The organism is Paenarthrobacter sp. NPDC092416, assembly GCF_044755025.1.
GTDB lineage: Bacteria > Actinomycetota > Actinomycetes > Actinomycetales > Micrococcaceae > Arthrobacter.
Genome location: NZ_JBIVQG010000015.1, coordinates 34,922 through 49,784 on the forward strand (window position 1 = coordinate 34,922; position 14,863 = coordinate 49,784).

Genomic DNA, 14,863 nt, shown 5'->3' on the forward strand with positions numbered 1-14,863 from the left:
TGGGAGGCTAGTTCCAGCCAGGCAAGTTCAGCTGCTTGGCCTGCTTCTTGACGTCCTCGTCATAGAGGGCGGCACCGTCCTTGGCCGAGCGGATGCCCGAACCGACCTCGACGGTGATCTGCTCAAGGGCAGGACCCTTTACCGGGGACAGGAATTCCAGGGCAGGGCTGTTCTTGGACTCGTCCTCGAAGAACGGGAGCATGTCCTTCACAGCATCCGCAACATCTGCGGGCAACTCGCAATCCTTCACCAGGTACGGCCCGGCAGCGCCCACTGCAGCGGTCTGGGCATCACAGCCGGCCTTACTGGCGATGAAGGCCTGGAGTTTCTTGGCCTCCTCCAGGTTCTTGGTGGACTTGGGAATGTAGGTGCCACCGGGCATCCAGACCGTCAGCTTGTTCTTGGCAGCATCATCGCCAGGAAGCGGGAACAGGCCAAGATCGTTCAGCTGGTCCGGGTATGTCACCTTGATGTTGTTGATCGCGAAGCTCAGGATCGGGTACTGCGCACCCTCGCCGTTAACCAACATCTCCTGCGCCTGCTGATAGGTGGTGGACGCGAAGTCCTCGTTGAACAGGCCTTCCTTTCCAGCCTCTTCAAGATGCTCGAAGCCCTTGATCGCTGCGGCGTTCGTGGCGTACTTAGCCTTGTTGGCCGTGTAGTCCGCCGGGAAGTTCGGATCCGTGGTGACCACGTTGGCGAAATCACCCAACACGAACAATTGCGACGTCCAGGTGGTCTGGTAGGACTGGATGATCGGCGCGATTCCCGCGTCCTTGATCTTCCGGCTGTTCGCCATGAACTCATCCCAGGTCTTGGGAACCGAGAGTCCGAGCTTCTCGTAGACCTTCTTGTTGTAAAGCACCGCCCCGGCCATACCGGTGCTGAACGGCACACCATACACCTCGCCGCCGGAGGTCACCACGGGCTTGAACGAGTCGGTGACGTTGGAGAGGTAGGACTCGTTGGTGATGGGCTGCAGGTTCTGTTCGGGGTTGATCTGCTGCAACAGCGAACCCGTGTTGTAGTTGAACACATCAGCCATGTCCGCCGTCGAAAGCCGGGTCTTAACAATGTTGTCGCCATCCCCGCCCTGCGGACGGGTCTCAACCTCAACCTTGATCCCCGGATTCGCGGCCGTGAACTCCTCCGCGACCTTCTCGGCAGCGGCCACGGTGTTCTCAGCGTTGTCCACCAACCACGTGATGGTCTTCTCGCTCCCGCCAGCACTGCTGCTCCCCCCACTGCAACCGGTCAGAGCCAGCGCCAAGACTGTCACTCCCCCAGCCAGAGCGGCCCAGCGCTGCTTGCTCGTTACGGCCATCTTTACCTCCTCGTAAAGCCACAAACCTCGTAGTTCGTGGAACGTTTCAAAAGGACTCTCGCAGTTCGCGACTTGCCCTGTTTATTGTGGTGTAGATCGGTCTACGTTTTTCTACTGTAAGTCATGTCACAGTCCTTGCCAAGAGTTTTACGTAGATCAATCTACAATTGCTGTTGACGCAGTGTCGAGGAGGGATTTTCATGATGGAGCCAGTGAAGCGCGCCACCATCAGTGACGTGGCAGAGCACGCCGGCGTATCCCGGGCGGCCGTCTCCAAAGTTCTCCGCGACGCTTACGGGGTCAGCCCGGCCATGCGGACCAAGGTCGAAGAATCCATAGCCCTCCTGAACTACCGCCCGTTGGCCTTGGCCCGTGGGATGCGCGGCAGCAGTTACACACTGGGCGTCTTTCTGGTTGACCTTTCCAATTCGTTCTTTTCGGTGCTGGTTGAGGGCATCCGGGATGTGGCAGAGGAACTTGGCTACCAAGTCCTTATCGGCCAGGCACGGCAAGGTCTGGATGCTCAGAAGAAACTGATTGAGGCCATGGTGGACCGCCGCATGGATGGCCTGCTGCTCATTGCACCTTTCGGACCAAACGAAGAGCTGGAAAAGCTCGGCCGGACCATCCCCGTGGTGGTTCTCGGCCGGCACGGGCCGGCAGACTATTTCGATACTGTGGCCAGCGATGACATCGCCGGCAGCGCACTCATTGTGGACCATCTGGTGGCCCTGGGGCATCGACGGATCTCCATGCTTGCCAACACAGTGCCCGAGAGCGAGCCGGGCATGCCCCAAACAGTCCGCCGTTATGGCTATGACCTGGCGATGGAAAAGCACGGGCTTGCCGAATGGATTGACCACATTCCCGGCCGATGGGGTTACGAAAGTGGTCTGGCGGCGGGACGCTCCATCGCTGAACGCCCGCCATCCAAGCGACCCACCGCGCTCCACGGAGGCGCAGACGTCGCCGCCCTTGGCGCCTTCACCAGCCTGTTCGAGGCCGGAATCAACGTTCCCAGCGACATGTCACTCGTGGGCTATGACAATGTGCCATCGGCAGGGCTCCCACCCATTGGATTGACCACCGTCGACCAATCCGGCGTGCAGATGGGCCGGCAAGCGGCGGAACTACTGCTGTCCCGGATCGAGGGTCGCCGGGAGTCCGAGCACCTTCTGGTGCAACCACGCTTGATCGTGCGGAAGACTACAGCGGAGCCGGCAGCGCGCTAGTGGCATGGACATCTGCATAGTCATTGGGGCGTTCCGTATGCAGCTGTCCATATCGGAGGCTTTGAGGTTATGTCAGGATCAGAGATCATACCCTGTCGCATCCCTCAAGCCGCTGCCAGCGGCCTGCACTTTCCGGAATGGACCATGAACCTCCCACTTTTCCACGACCCCCTGCAAGGCACCGTCACCGTCGTCGTGCCCGTGCGTGATCCCAAGATTGGCGGCGAAGCAACGTTCCGTCGCCCATCGCAGACCCGCACGGCGCCAAGGCCTGCGCGGCAAGCCACCCACGAATCAAAGCCCACCCGAAGTGCACGGCAGCGCGAGGTAGCCAAGGTCGCCGAAGATCTGCAAGCCCTCATGGCCAGGACCAGCGGCAGGCACTAGTACGGCTCTTCCGGCAGCTACTGAGGGGCACCGGAGCTGATGAGTCCACCCAGGCTCCGGCGGACGATCTCGCCGACCATTGTGGCGTCGTCGATGCCTCAGGCAAGTGCCGCGTGACATGACCACCGCAGCCGGCCCCAGCTAGTATCACTGGTTGGAGCGTCGCCAGACGCCTTGCGGAATATTGAAGGGTGCAGCGATGGAACTGGGGGCCACTCGAGTCGAAGTGTTTGCCGACGGCAAAGTAACAGTCGGTGGTGAAGCCATCTCGCCGCCGGATGGAATTGATCCGTACTCGGCAGCAATTGCAGTGCTCGCCGAGTACGCCAAGGCGTCCGGGGCGCCCGTGCTGGCAGATGCAATCGACCATGCCAAAGGCCAGGAAGGCCGATTCCACGTTCATCCGGACGGCCGTGCGGAAGCAGTGGTGGGTTTCCCAGGGGCGGAGGCTTCCCCGAACGCTGCCCAACGGGTCTACAGCGAGCCGCCGACGCGCCAGCTTGAGCAGCCCACCCCTCCGAGTGCCCAGGCAAGCCCAAGTTACGGCTCCACGCAGCTCGAAACGCAGTTCGTCCGGCCGGACAGGCCGCGCCCCAGCACCGGAATTCGTGGCGTGCTGTACTCAGCAACGGGTGGATTCGTGAACTTGGGCCCCAGCGCCAAGGACCAGGATGAGGCCGAGCTGGAGCGCAGGATCGCCCGCCCGCTCTCAGGCAGTTTCAACACAGCGATCTTGAGCCTCAAGGGCGGCATCGGGAAAACGTCCACAACCGTTGGCGTCGGCATGATCCTGGCCGAGTACCGGGGCGACCACCCTTGCGCCATTGACGCCAACCCGGACAGCGGCGACCTGGCAGAGCGTGCGCTGGGCGAAATGCTCTACCAAAAGGTCAAGCCGAGGACCATCACGGATATCGTCCGGGACATCGGCCACATCACCTCGCTCACTATGCTCACCGACTACATGCACCACGCGAACCGGCTGCACTTGGTGGCTGGCGAGCAGGACCCGGCACTCTCTGATGCCCTGACCTCTGACGAATACCTGAAGATCAAGAAGCTCGTGTCCCAGTACTACGCCGTCACACTGACGGACTGCGGCACAGGCGTATCCCACCCGGCCATGGCCGGCGTGCTCCCGGAAGCAACCAACCTGGTCATCGCCTCCGGTTATGCGGTGAGCGGCGCCAAGCGTGCCCGCAACACCCTCCAATGGCTGGCCGATCATGGCTATGAGAATCTCGCGCGGAACGCGATCGTCGTGGTCACGGACAAGGACCAGGTATCCAGCCGGGTCAACAAGCGAGCCATTGAAGAGCACCTGGCCGGATTCTGCCGGCAACTCATCACCGTCCCGCACGACCGCGGCGTGGCGGATGGCGACCGCATTTCGCTGGACAAGATTTCGGCGGGAACACGTCGGGCCTACAAGGAGATCGCAGCCGCGATTGTGGACGGTTACGTCTAGCTGGTTCCTGCCCTCATTGCTCCGGCAGGGTGAGGATTTCGGCGCCGTCGTTGGTGATGGCGATCGTGTGCTCGCTATGGGCCGTCCGGCATCCAGTCGCACTCCGCAGCGTCCATCCGTCGGCATCCATGATGAGCTCGGCAGTGTTTTCCATGACCCATGGCTCCAGGGCGAGCAGCAGGCCAGGGCGCAGTTTGTACCCGCGGCCCGGCCTGCCGGCGTTTGGAACGCTTGGTTCCTGGTGCATCGTTGATCCGATGCCATGACCTCCGAACTCGACGTTGACTGGGTATCCGGCCTCCGTGAGGACCGAACCGATGGCATGGGAAAGGTCACCGATGCGAGCTCCGGGTCTGGCAACGGCTATCCCTGCGCGGAGCGCTCGTTCAGTTGCACTGATCAATGCGATGCTCTCCGGGGACTTCGATTCGCCCACGATAAAGCTGATGGCAGAGTCCGCGGCGATTCCTCGTTGGGAGACCGCGAGATCGAGCGTCAGCAGATCGCCATCGGCCAACGAGTAGTCGTGAGGCAGTCCGTGGAGAACAGCATCGTTGACAGCCGTGCAGATGTAGTGGCCGAACGGTCCTCGCCCGAACGAAGGCGCGTAGTCGACGTAGCAGGACAGGGCTCCGGCCTCGGCAATCATGGTTTTGGCCCAGTGGTCGATGTCCAGGAGGTTCGTGCCCACCGTTGTCCGTGTCTTCAACGTCTGCAGAATGGTGGCGACAAGCGCCCCTGCTTCTCTCGCTCGGCTTAGCTCTGCCGGGTTCAGGATCTCGATCATGCGACGCCCATCTTTCAATTTCCAATAACTATCCCGGCCATATTATCCCGGTATTAGAATTGGAGCCATGGTCAGATTGCCGCTTACACCCGCCGAGGCCGAGCGCGGACAGCGCCTCGGCGCTCTTTTGCGGCGCGCCCGTGGAGAACGGTCGATGCTCGAGACTGCGCTCGACGCACGCGTGTCACCGGAGACCCTCCGGAAAATTGAGTCGGGCCGCGTTGCGACGCCGGCTTTCCCCACCGTCGCTGCCATCGCCGAGGTTCTGGGCCTGTCCCTGGATGCGGTCTGGGCCGAGATCAACCAGCCCGAACCTGGTTCTCTGTCAGCCAGGTCCGCTCGGAATGCGCGCGAGTGGCTGGCCTCATAAGAGTCAATCTGTTCGGTTCGAGGGGGTCTACACGCGGGGATCCGTACTTCCTGCCAGGACCCGCTGCTGCAACGCTTGGGTGTCCCCGCCGTCCCAGCGGGAAACTGCGGGATAGCGGATTGCCAGGTGCTGGAACGGGGCTGGCCCAAGGACTTCAGCATCCACCGTTTCCGTCACAGATCCGACCGGTATGCCTCGGTTTAGGGACGGACCCAACATCAACAATTGCGGGACCCTGAACGCATCCTTTCCCGCAGGCACATGCGGTCCCGAGGCACCAAAGTGCAGGTCCACGCCACATTCCTGCACGTTGGCTTCTACCGCGGCGGCTTCCACAGCTCGACGCTCAATTCCCACATGAGATGCCGACACCAGCACATCAAAGGCTTCAACGATGCCGGCGGCGGTGCGGTACGCGCTCAACGCTCCGGCAAAACCTTGCCCTGACACCAGCGCGATCGCCAACGGCATCTGCTGCCGAAGCCAGGCCGTCAGCACTCCGACGTCCCACGGCTGCCGCAAAGGCTCCGTTGGCCCCATGTATTCCGGCCGGCAACCGGCGGCCGCCAACATTCGGGACGTGAACTCGCCCAGGCGCAGGTCTGCCGCTGCTGCGTGGAGCACGCTTCCGTACAGCCCGACGGCGGGACTCGCCTCCGTCGCGTAGCCCTCGTTGGGCGACGTGCCGGGGCCGGGTGCTGCAAACCCGTCGCGTGGCTCCCCGTTCGGCCCCTCTATGACCCAAGGAATCCCAGCAGCTTTGAGGAACGCCAGCAACGGATAGCTGGGCGCCGCATCGCCCCGGGTGTGCAGCGCTGCGACACCTTTCCCGGCCACGGCCGCGGCCGAACGCTGCAACTCACCGCGCAGGGTGACACTGAGCCACGGGCGAAGGGCAGTCGCGGGGACCGGAACCAGCGGTAGCGACGTCATGAGCCCCAGTCCGCATTGATGACCTCGTTGGACTGGGGATCTATCAAGATCCCCTTGGTCCCAATCACTGTGATCATCAGGAACGCGCGCACAGCTTCAGCGGCGTCCTTGTCCTCCCGGCAATTGACCTCTGATACCCACGCGTCTCCGGCAAGTTGCTTGGCCACATCCTCACCGAAGATTCTGCGTACTTCCGGGCCCGGGATCGGCATGGGAACACTGACCAGGCCAAGGTCTTCCCCGGCCAAACTCACAATGAGATTCTCGGAGTCTTCAGGGGGCATGACCGTGAACTTGTTCTCGAATTGCTCCGAGGCATAGGCAAACCGGCCTTCCCGGGGGTCCTGTTCGCAGATCAGGTGGAAGTCATAGCTCATGATCGGCATCCTGGTAGTGGTGGTGGAAGGTCTGGACCGTCACGGGTGGTCGGCTGGTTCGCAGGACTCTTGCGCGCCCGGTGGGCAGCGACACAGGGCGCTCACCGTTGGCAATCACACCTTCGGAGCGATCACCCGAAAACATGATCACGGGTGCCCCGGCGGCCCGAAGGCTCGCTATGAAGGGATCATGCATCATTATGCCGCTTCCGGTGGTCCGGCTGGTGACCATGGCAAAGAGCCCAATGTCGGCACCCGATGGCAGGTAGCTTGCCAGGGAGCGCAACGGCTGGTTGCCCGTGGCGGCCAGGATGTCGTAATCGTCCACCAGCAGAACGATCCGTGGGGTTCGGAGCGGCGCACCATTTCCATCGCCAAGACGGTCCCGCGCCTGACCGGCAACAAATTCCGCCAATTGGGCCGCCCGTTGACCGTTGGCGGCGTATTCACCCAAGTACTCGTCGGGAATGAAATCCTGCAGCTGTTGGCGTGGGTCGAACACCGCGAAGGCCAGCTCGCCCGGTTCATACGAAGCCATCAGCTGGGACGCAGCGGTCCTGAGCAGGTTGGTCCGTCCGGTTTCAGGGTCCCCAACAACCACCAGTCCCCTGTCCGTCCCGAAGAGATCCAGGTTCTCCGTCCCGGCGTCGTGCTCCCGAACGCCCAGGGCAATGCTGCCGGGAACGGGGCTGTGATCCTGCGGAAGCCGCGTCAAGCCTGGCAGGACGCGAACGGGGGGTGCGGTGTTTGAGGCGTACTTGTGCAAAACGGCAGCAAGGTCCGCCAGTTCGTGCCCGGTGTTGTCGCGGTCCGGGCTGCTGGCCAACGACGGAAGGGAGAACTGACCGATCATCCTGTCCATGGTCAGCGCACGCCCAGGCCGGTTGGCCCCCAAGGTGCTGGACAGTCGGCGATCGATCGAATCCGCGGGGTCGGCAAGATGCAGCTCAACCCTTGTACCCAGCAGCGACTGCCGCGACATCCGGACCTCGGACCAACTTCGAAGGCTCACCATCACGTGCACGCCCAGGGTGCTGCCGCGCGTCATGATGTCATGAACGGCTTCCTCCAGCTCAGGGAATTCAGAGGTCAGGCTCCCGAAACCGTCAATGAACAGGAACGCGTCCGTGCAACCCAGTTCGGTGAGCGCACCCCTGCTTCGCAAGGCCCGCATGGCCTGGAGGGAGTCCAACTTGTGGTGGTCGAACACTGCCTGCCGGACGTTCAACAGGCTCTGCACCTCTTCGATGGTGCGGCGGAGCAGTTCACGATTGCCACGGCCCGCCACACCACTGCAATGCGGCAGTTCGGCGACTCCGGCCAAGGCGTTTCCGAGCAGGTCAACGGCGTAAATGTTGATCTCCTCAACACTGTGGCTCAAGCTGAGCGACGCAGCCACGGTCCGCAATGCTGTGGACTTCCCACTTTGCGGAGCCCCGATGATGGCAAAGTTGCCACCACGGGCGGACAGGTCCAGATGCCACGGCCCTTGCCACTGCCGGGCGGGGTCGTCCAGGATTCCGACCGCGGGGTTCAAATACCGCGGTTGAGACAGACGGGGTCCGGTGGAGGTGAGGTCGAGTGAGGCGCCGGTTCCGGCCAGGGAGACAGCAACCGGCAATGGCGGTAGCCACACGGGTTGCGTCAGGCGCGGCTGTCCTGCGGCGAAACCCACGACGGCGGAGAGGATGGTTGCGGTGTCGGCTGTGGCCGCGGAGCGCTTGCCTTCGATCGCACCGCTCCGGGTGTCGGCGGGAAGGCCGGTTTCGAAGTCCTTCGTCAAGCTGAAGGAGCGAACGGGAACAGCCTCAGGAACTGTACTTACGGCGTCGTCCTCCTGCGAAGGCAAAGCGCCGGAAACGTAAGCTGCCCGGAACCTTTTGAAGACGGTCGTGTCCACTTTCAGGATGCCGTGCCCGGGGGTGCTGGGCAGGTGGTAGGCGTCCGGTACGTCGATGATCGTCCGGCTTTCGCTCTCCGAGTTGGTGTGCAGTGCGATGCGGTACGCGAGATAGGTGTCCAGTCCTCGGAGCATGCCCTGCTCTACTTTCTGGGACGCCAGAAGCAGGTGAATGCCGATGGAACGGCCAATTCTGCCGATGGACAACAGCAGGTCGATGAAGTCCGCACGGGCGGTCAGCAGCTCGCCGAACTCGTCGATGCACACAAACAGGTAGGGCAGCGGGGCCGCCAGCGCTGGATTTTCCGGGCTCCGTCTCCGGGCCTCCCGATAGTCGTTGATATGGGCAAAGTCGCCGCCGTTCTGCAAAAGTTCTTGGCGTCTTTTCACTTCGCCGGCGAGGCTGGAGTAAATCCTGTCCACCAGGCTGGCGTCGCTGACCAGGTTGGTGACCAGACCTGCAACATGCGGCGCCTTCTCAAAGGGAGCGAACGTAGCGCCTCCCTTGTAGTCCACCAGAACCATGGTGAGGTCCTCCGGCGAATGCGTGGCGATCAGCGAAAGGACGATGGTGCGCAGCAATTCGGACTTTCCCGAACCAGTAGCACCCACGCAGAGTCCGTGCGGTCCCATGCCCTGTTGGGCTGGCTCCTTTAGGTCCAGGTGGACGGGTGTGCCGTCCTCGTCCTCACCAATGGCCACCCGCAGGAAATCCGAGCCCCGCTGGGTTTCCCACAACCGCAGCATGGCCTCGGCGGTGTATTCGGAGAGGCCCAAGGCTTCGGCATAGCTTCGCGAGGACTTGTGCTCTCCGAATTCGTGAGACAGCTCGGAGAGGCGAAGTGGCGCCAAGGCCCGGGCCACGGACTCGGCAATAACCAACGGCACTGCATCAGCGATGCCCCGGATGGTTTGCCCTGTTGCTGTCGCCACAACGCTCAGGGAATCGGGGGCGACGCTGAGGCGGACGTCCACCCGTTCGGGCTCCTGGTGCTGTTCAGCCAGAACATGGATTCGGGTCACCGCGAGCCGGGAGAGAGGTAGCTCAGCAGGCACTCCAGGAAGCGACACCGCATTCTGCCCTGGCAAGTCGGTAATGATGATCAACCGGGGAAGGGCATCTGAGGGGACCTGTTGGAAGTTTCGTGCTGCACCGTTGACGGCCGCGATCCGGGAATCAATGGAGCCTTCGATCAGTCCGGCAAGTTCACCGAGCGATCCGGCCCGACGCAGCGTCCCCCGATCCTGCAGGTGGGGCAGCCACTTGCTCCACTCCCAATCCTCCACTGTGGCGTCGGCGGCAACGATGGCCAGCTCAACGTCCTCGGGCGACTGAGCCGATGCGAGCTGGCAGATCAGGCTTCGACACACCATGAGCGCCGTCTCGCGGTCACCCACGATCGATACGTCGGACACCGCGCCCAAGGGCAGGGTCAGGGGCATGTCCGGGTTGGTGCCAAAACGTTGGCGGAGTTGTTCTGCTTCGGAGAGCATGAAGGCGTCCGGGCGTTCAACAGCATCACCACTGTCCTGGACCGTGATCGGGCGGCGGGAAACATTTCCTGTGCCGTAGCGGGTGACCAGGAAGTCGGGACTGGTCCGGCGGCGTTCCCAGAGCCGGTGGGGATCATTGACCACGCATTGCACCAGGCGATCCACTGGCGGGTGAGCGAGGTTTGCTCCAATGCGGGCCTGCTGTTCTTCGGCTTCGTAGTCCGCGCGCCGGCGTCGGAGGTAATCCATGTAGAGCCGGCGCTTTGCAGCCCTTTGCCTGGTCGCTTTGCCGCGCTGGGAAAACATGAGCACCACTGACGCCAAGACGGTTGCCACCATCATGATGGCTCCGATGCCAGCGAGCGAGGATCCGCGGAACAGCATCATGACGGTCACAGACGTTGCTGCGCCCAGCATCGGAACCAGCGCAAGGAGGTTCATGCCGCCCGCTCCCCCGGCCAACTGCGGTGGGGCATCCAGGAGGCTGGGCTCCGGCGCGCGCTCAGGAAGGGTGGTGCGGGCAGGGCGGTGGACAATCCGTGTAGTCATGGCCTATCCCCTGTTGGCGGCCATGAGGGCCTTGCCGGCGAGTTCCGTGGCGGCGATCCGTGTGCGGGAACCCAGCTTGCTGAGTTGGACGCTGCCGCCACTGGCCAGATGGCGGTCGTAGGGCAGGATGCAACCGGCCAATGCGGCGTCGTGATTCTGCCGGGAACGCACCACGACGGCTACCTGATGGACGTCGGGAAACGCTTCGGTCAAGGCTTCCTGGATCGAAGCGAGCTTGCCTGCCTCCGCGGCACCCGACGGTGCGACGAGCACCACCGCGTGGGCGGTTCCCAGCAGCGCAGCCGCGTGCCGGGACAGAGGCGACGCGCCGCCGTCGACCACTGTTACTGCCATGAACCGCGACAAGGTGGACGAAACGTCTGTCCACTCCTGCAGCCCCAAGGGCGCGTCAGCCAGGGCCGCGACGTCGGCCCGACCGGCAGCGAAGACTTGGTTGCCGCACGACGCGGCGTTCTTAACGGCATCGGGAAAGGTGCGGACGGGCTGGCTACGGAATTGCTGAATGAGCTCCGTCAACGGCGCACTTTGGGAGGCGCCGAGGTAGTGCAGGAGATTCCCACCCTGGTCCGTGGCGTCAACTGTCATGACCGGCTCTTGCCTGATGCTGCCCAGCAGTTTGGCCAGCAGGGCCGCCACCGTGGTGGTCGTCGCTCCCCCGGCCGTTCCGAGGACAACGATGCGTCGCCCTGTGGTGATCGGGGCTTCAACGGCAGAACTTGCGCGGATCAAGCGCTCGGACAGCGCCCCGGAAGTGACGGCGTCCGTCACCTCGAAACGGACACGTTCCCACCAGCTGTCCCCGCTCTTCTTGCGGGATTTGGCGGCCCGAAGCGCCCTTGGGGGCGCGGTTCCCGTGGAGGTCGACGGCGCCACTGAACTTGGCGCTTGAATCTGCACCTTGTTGGAGACCTCCTTGTTGGAGACCGCCTTGGTTAAGACCCCCATGGTAGGGACCGCTTTGCTGGGGGACGCTGGTACAGCGGCACCTGAGCCGCCTACGACCGGCTCAGGTTTCGGCTGACTGGCCATTCCCGGGAAACCGTTGGCCGGCGTCGTGCGTGGCCTGTCCCGAAGTGCGTCGTGGAGGAAAGGCGAGTCGCTCCCTGGCTGGCCGAGCGGGAAGCCTGTGCGGGGTTGTTCAGCCAAAAGTCTGTCCTAGTTGTGTGTAGGCGCCGGAAAGGCCCAGAACCAGCGGAATCGTGGCGAGGACGCAGATCAGCTCAAGCCGGGAGGCCGTGACCCGAAGCCGCGCAGCGGTCTGCTCCCGCACCTTGAGCACAGAAGCAAGGAGAACGAGGGCTGCCAGAGCTGCCGCGGCCGCGAGCAACAGCGGCTGCTTGGAAGCCAGCGCGAAGACCTGCGTGGCACCCCAGCAAGCCCCCGCCGCAGCGACGTAAATGCCCGCGCGTTGCGCCACCAGCGGCAGAGCCAGCCCACGGAACGTCAACGCTCCCAGCAGAGCAACGGACAGAAGGACGGCCCAGATAGGCCGGTTCTTCGCTGTCGCAACAACCACCACGGCGACGCCCGCCACCACTGCGGCCGTCAGGGTCCAACCGGTCAGCGTTGCATGGGCAGCGTGCACGGCATCGAGCGTCGTGCTGCGCGTGATCCGTTTACCCTGACGCTGGTCGTCGTCCAATCCGCTCAACCCTGCCAATACGGTGGCGAGGCGGGGGGCTACCCCCAAGGCGAAGATCGCTGCAATCCCCGCCAGACCAGCCGAGAGCGGTTGGTCCCGCGTGCCCAACCCGAGCAGCGCCCAAGCTCCGCCCAGCACAAGAAGCAAACCTGCGCTGGACAGGAACGGGACGTACTTTCCTGTGGCCACACCTGACGCCGCCAAGGCGACCACAAGCGCCGCTGAAAACACGAGCGAGCTCGTTGCGAAGGGCGTGGTGAAAAAGCTCGCGGGCGCTGCCGTTGCCAGGCCCGCGAACACCAGGGCGAGCCCCACCGGTGTGGAACGCACACGGCCCGCAAGGGCGCCCGCGATCATCAGCGCAGCAGCGATCGCAAGGCCGATCAGGGCGGCATTCTTGTTCCCGGATCCACGCAGCAGCACGATGAAGGACGATCCGGAGGCAGCAAGAAGCAAGCCGGCCGCAGTGGAGAGGCCTATTGCCCTTAGCTTGCCAGCCCAAAGCGCGGGCAGGCGCTCGATTGAGTCTGCTGCGAAGGCTGGGACGTCGAAGACCTCGGGTGCGGTTGGAACACCACGTTCGTCGCGCAGATACAGGAGTGAGCCATCGGAGACGCCAGCCTCGCGAAGTGTCAGTGCGCCCTCAAGCGTGGCACCCACACTGGTGGTCAGCACGAACGATGTGAGCAGGGCGGTTCGGCCGCCTGCGGCCTTTTGGGTCTCCCCATCCCCGGCGTCGTTCATTAGGCCCAGAATCTGCGGCAGCAGAGACGCTATTGGTTCATCGGACGGGAGTCGCAGGTCAAGGTGCCGATGGGCCGCAATGACAGTGACCCGGCTCAACGCCGCACTCATGGTTGTCCTTCGAATAGGGTTACGGCCGAGGCCGATGGCACGGCCTGTTTGGCGGCCTGTTCGCTGAGCAGGTGTTGGACAAAGCTGTAGCCGACACAGATCGCCGCGATAAGTGCGGCAATGAGCAGCGACTGCATCAACCGAGCTGTCACCGACTTGTAAGTGCGTTCCTGCGGGTTCTGCCCAAACAACAAGGAGTCGTCAAGCCTGTGCTTCCGCACCCGCGCTGACTCAAGCAGCCGGGAATCGTAATCTTCAGCCATGCGTGTCATTCCCCTAGTTCAGGTGCCGTCATACTTTTCGGACCATTGGCCCGCTCTCGAGAGGCAGGCTGATTACTCTGCCGCGCCCAGCCCGCTGGATGTCTCGGTAGCGGCACTTTGTGGCGCAGCCGTGTCGGCGTGGTGATCCATGGTTCCCCCATCAACTGGATTTTGCCCTTTGAGTCTAGGCACTCTGAAGTGCTTCACCCAAGCCTGCTGCCGCCGTATGTGCATAACTTCGTTTCTTACGCATCACAAGGCACAGCCTGGTCGACAGGCCTGGGGTTCAACTGCTCGGCAGACGCAGCCGTCTCGACTCACGCCAGGCGCGACCGCACGATTTCGCTGACGGTCTTGCCGTCGAATCGACCAGCGACCTTGGCCGTGACCGGCTTCATGACGGCGCCAATTGAACGCATGGAGAGTTCCTGACCGTCAGCTTTGAGAGCTGCAATTGCTTCGTCAACAATTGCCTCAACTTCGTCGCGCGTGAGCGCCTTGGGGAGATACGCCTCAATGATTTCCGCCTCCGAGATTTCCGCAGCTGCACGGTCCGCTTCGCCGGCCTCGGTATAAATGCGTGCAGTGTCGCGACGCTTGGCGGCTTCCTTCTGGAGCAGCGCAGTCACCTGTGCATCATCGAGCTCCACCGGAGTCTTCCCGGACTTTTCGCGGGTGGTGATCTCTCCCAGCACGTTGCGCACTGTGGTCAACGCAACCTTGTTGCCGGCCTTCATATGGTCGACGACATCTGATTTGAGGCGGTCTTTCAGTGACATGATGCTCCTTTTGAAGTGATTACCTGCCATCGTATCGATGTCCGGTAACACTCACCTGAGCGCCGGCTTGGACCGCTTTCCGCGCTGCGGCTGACTTCCTGCTGAAATCCGCGGGATGCGCAACAAGTTAGGCCGGGGCCTCCGCCGTGGGGTCTGTGCTCCGCTTCCGGATCTCGCGTAGCACGATCTGCTCCGGACACACGGTCGAGAGGAAGTCGCCAACCGAAAGAGCGAGGCGTTCGCCAACAAGCGAGTACAGGATCCGATTGGCATCGCGCCGCTCGGTGACCAGGCCTGCTTGGCGCAGCACACTCAGGTGCCGGGAGATGGTGGGCCCAGTGGCGTTGAATCGCGCGGCGATCTCACCGGCCGCCAGCTCGCCATCCTTGAGGTCCTGCAGGATCTGCCGCCTCGTCGGGTGCGCGAGGGCGGCGAAGATGTCCGACGCTGTATCTGCCATGTTTGCAATATAGCACAATTGC

General features: G+C 63.0%; 14 protein-coding genes. 4 read left to right on the forward strand and 10 right to left on the reverse strand.

Annotation, left to right across the window (positions count from 1 at the left end; translation table 11 throughout):
* Positions 1-7 precede the first annotated feature (7 nt).
* Positions 8-1,324 (reverse strand): ABC transporter substrate-binding protein, encoded by a 1,317-nt coding sequence (locus tag ACIQC5_RS20975; RefSeq protein ID WP_400286935.1) that lies wholly within the window; start codon positions 1,322-1,324, stop codon positions 8-10.
* A gap of 200 nt (positions 1,325-1,524) precedes the next feature.
* Here ACIQC5_RS20975 and ACIQC5_RS20980 point away from each other — a divergent pair, with 200 nt between their 5' ends.
* From ACIQC5_RS20980 to ACIQC5_RS20990, 3 genes are all read left to right on the forward strand, one after another.
* Positions 1,525-2,556, forward strand: a complete 1,032-nt coding sequence (locus tag ACIQC5_RS20980) for a LacI family DNA-binding transcriptional regulator (RefSeq protein ID WP_400286938.1) — start codon at positions 1,525-1,527, stop codon at positions 2,554-2,556.
* A gap of 144 nt (positions 2,557-2,700) precedes the next feature.
* Positions 2,701-2,943, forward strand: a complete 243-nt coding sequence (locus tag ACIQC5_RS20985) for a hypothetical protein (RefSeq protein ID WP_400286941.1) — start codon at positions 2,701-2,703, stop codon at positions 2,941-2,943.
* A gap of 199 nt (positions 2,944-3,142) precedes the next feature.
* Positions 3,143-4,411 carry a MinD/ParA family protein gene (locus tag ACIQC5_RS20990; RefSeq protein ID WP_400286944.1) on the forward strand — a complete coding sequence of 423 codons (1,269 nt, stop codon included), beginning with the start codon at positions 3,143-3,145 and terminating at the stop codon, positions 4,409-4,411.
* 13 nt (positions 4,412-4,424) lie between these two features.
* Here ACIQC5_RS20990 and map read toward each other — a convergent pair whose 3' ends face one another.
* Positions 4,425-5,198: a type I methionyl aminopeptidase gene (gene map / locus ACIQC5_RS20995; protein ID WP_400286947.1), complete on the reverse strand. Its 774-nt coding sequence runs from the start codon at positions 5,196-5,198 to the stop codon at positions 4,425-4,427.
* 67 nt (positions 5,199-5,265) lie between these two features.
* Here map and ACIQC5_RS21000 point away from each other — a divergent pair, with 67 nt between their 5' ends.
* Complete coding sequence (locus ACIQC5_RS21000; RefSeq protein ID WP_400286950.1) at positions 5,266-5,568, forward strand: helix-turn-helix domain-containing protein; 303 nt, start codon at positions 5,266-5,268, stop codon at positions 5,566-5,568.
* A 27-nt stretch (positions 5,569-5,595) separates the two neighbouring features.
* Here ACIQC5_RS21000 and ACIQC5_RS21005 read toward each other — a convergent pair whose 3' ends face one another.
* The 8 genes from ACIQC5_RS21005 to ACIQC5_RS21040 all read right to left on the reverse strand — a co-directional run bounded on the left by ACIQC5_RS21005 (position 5,596) and on the right by ACIQC5_RS21040 (position 14,841).
* Positions 5,596-6,501: a DUF6177 family protein gene (locus ACIQC5_RS21005; protein ID WP_400286953.1), complete on the reverse strand. Its 906-nt coding sequence runs from the start codon at positions 6,499-6,501 to the stop codon at positions 5,596-5,598.
* Complete coding sequence (locus tag ACIQC5_RS21010; protein WP_400286956.1) at positions 6,498-6,878, reverse strand: hypothetical protein; 381 nt, start codon at positions 6,876-6,878, stop codon at positions 6,498-6,500. The genes ACIQC5_RS21005 and ACIQC5_RS21010 overlap by 4 nt, the downstream gene beginning before the upstream one ends.
* A complete protein-coding gene (gene eccCa, locus ACIQC5_RS21015; RefSeq protein WP_400286959.1) occupies positions 6,868-10,821 on the reverse strand; it encodes a type VII secretion protein EccCa in 3,954 nt (1,317 codons plus the stop codon). Before eccCa ends, ACIQC5_RS21010 begins: the two co-directional genes overlap by 11 nt.
* Positions 10,822-10,824: 3 nt before the next feature.
* Complete coding sequence (locus ACIQC5_RS21020) at positions 10,825-11,988, reverse strand: MinD/ParA family protein (protein WP_400286962.1); 1,164 nt, start codon at positions 11,986-11,988, stop codon at positions 10,825-10,827.
* Positions 11,981-13,339 carry an EsaB/YukD family protein gene (locus ACIQC5_RS21025; RefSeq protein WP_400286965.1) on the reverse strand — a complete coding sequence of 453 codons (1,359 nt, stop codon included), beginning with the start codon at positions 13,337-13,339 and terminating at the stop codon, positions 11,981-11,983. The genes ACIQC5_RS21020 and ACIQC5_RS21025 overlap by 8 nt, the downstream gene beginning before the upstream one ends.
* Positions 13,336-13,602 (reverse strand): hypothetical protein, encoded by a 267-nt coding sequence (locus tag ACIQC5_RS21030; RefSeq protein WP_400286967.1) that lies wholly within the window; start codon positions 13,600-13,602, stop codon positions 13,336-13,338. The genes ACIQC5_RS21025 and ACIQC5_RS21030 overlap by 4 nt, the downstream gene beginning before the upstream one ends.
* Positions 13,603-13,919: 317 nt before the next feature.
* Positions 13,920-14,381, reverse strand: coding sequence for a GatB/YqeY domain-containing protein (locus ACIQC5_RS21035; protein ID WP_400286969.1), 462 nt, complete (start codon positions 14,379-14,381; stop codon positions 13,920-13,922).
* A 127-nt stretch (positions 14,382-14,508) separates the two neighbouring features.
* Positions 14,509-14,841, reverse strand: a complete 333-nt coding sequence (locus tag ACIQC5_RS21040) for a metalloregulator ArsR/SmtB family transcription factor (protein ID WP_400286972.1) — start codon at positions 14,839-14,841, stop codon at positions 14,509-14,511.
* Positions 14,842-14,863 lie beyond the last annotated feature (22 nt).

What these genes read in the sequence shown, in the direction of transcription:
- ACIQC5_RS20975 (WP_400286935.1), bottom strand. Translation starts at nt 1,324, where the DNA reads ATGGCCGTAACGAGCAAGCAGCGCTGGGCCGCTCTGGCTGGGGGAGTG.
- ACIQC5_RS20980 (WP_400286938.1), top strand. Translation starts at nt 1,525, where the DNA reads ATGATGGAGCCAGTGAAGCGCGCCACCATCAGTGACGTGGCAGAGCAC.
- ACIQC5_RS20985 (WP_400286941.1), top strand. Translation starts at nt 2,701, where the DNA reads ATGAACCTCCCACTTTTCCACGACCCCCTGCAAGGCACCGTCACCGTC.
- ACIQC5_RS20990 (WP_400286944.1), top strand. Translation starts at nt 3,143, where the DNA reads ATGGAACTGGGGGCCACTCGAGTCGAAGTGTTTGCCGACGGCAAAGTA.
- map (WP_400286947.1), bottom strand. Translation starts at nt 5,198, where the DNA reads ATGATCGAGATCCTGAACCCGGCAGAGCTAAGCCGAGCGAGAGAAGCA.
- ACIQC5_RS21000 (WP_400286950.1), top strand. Translation starts at nt 5,266, where the DNA reads ATGGTCAGATTGCCGCTTACACCCGCCGAGGCCGAGCGCGGACAGCGC.
- ACIQC5_RS21005 (WP_400286953.1), bottom strand. Translation starts at nt 6,501, where the DNA reads ATGACGTCGCTACCGCTGGTTCCGGTCCCCGCGACTGCCCTTCGCCCG.
- ACIQC5_RS21010 (WP_400286956.1), bottom strand. Translation starts at nt 6,878, where the DNA reads ATGAGCTATGACTTCCACCTGATCTGCGAACAGGACCCCCGGGAAGGC.
- eccCa (WP_400286959.1), bottom strand. Translation starts at nt 10,821, where the DNA reads ATGACTACACGGATTGTCCACCGCCCTGCCCGCACCACCCTTCCTGAG.
- ACIQC5_RS21025 (WP_400286965.1), bottom strand. Translation starts at nt 13,339, where the DNA reads ATGAGTGCGGCGTTGAGCCGGGTCACTGTCATTGCGGCCCATCGGCAC.
- ACIQC5_RS21030 (WP_400286967.1), bottom strand. Translation starts at nt 13,602, where the DNA reads ATGGCTGAAGATTACGATTCCCGGCTGCTTGAGTCAGCGCGGGTGCGG.
- ACIQC5_RS21035 (WP_400286969.1), bottom strand. Translation starts at nt 14,381, where the DNA reads ATGTCACTGAAAGACCGCCTCAAATCAGATGTCGTCGACCATATGAAG.
- ACIQC5_RS21040 (WP_400286972.1), bottom strand. Translation starts at nt 14,841, where the DNA reads ATGGCAGATACAGCGTCGGACATCTTCGCCGCCCTCGCGCACCCGACG.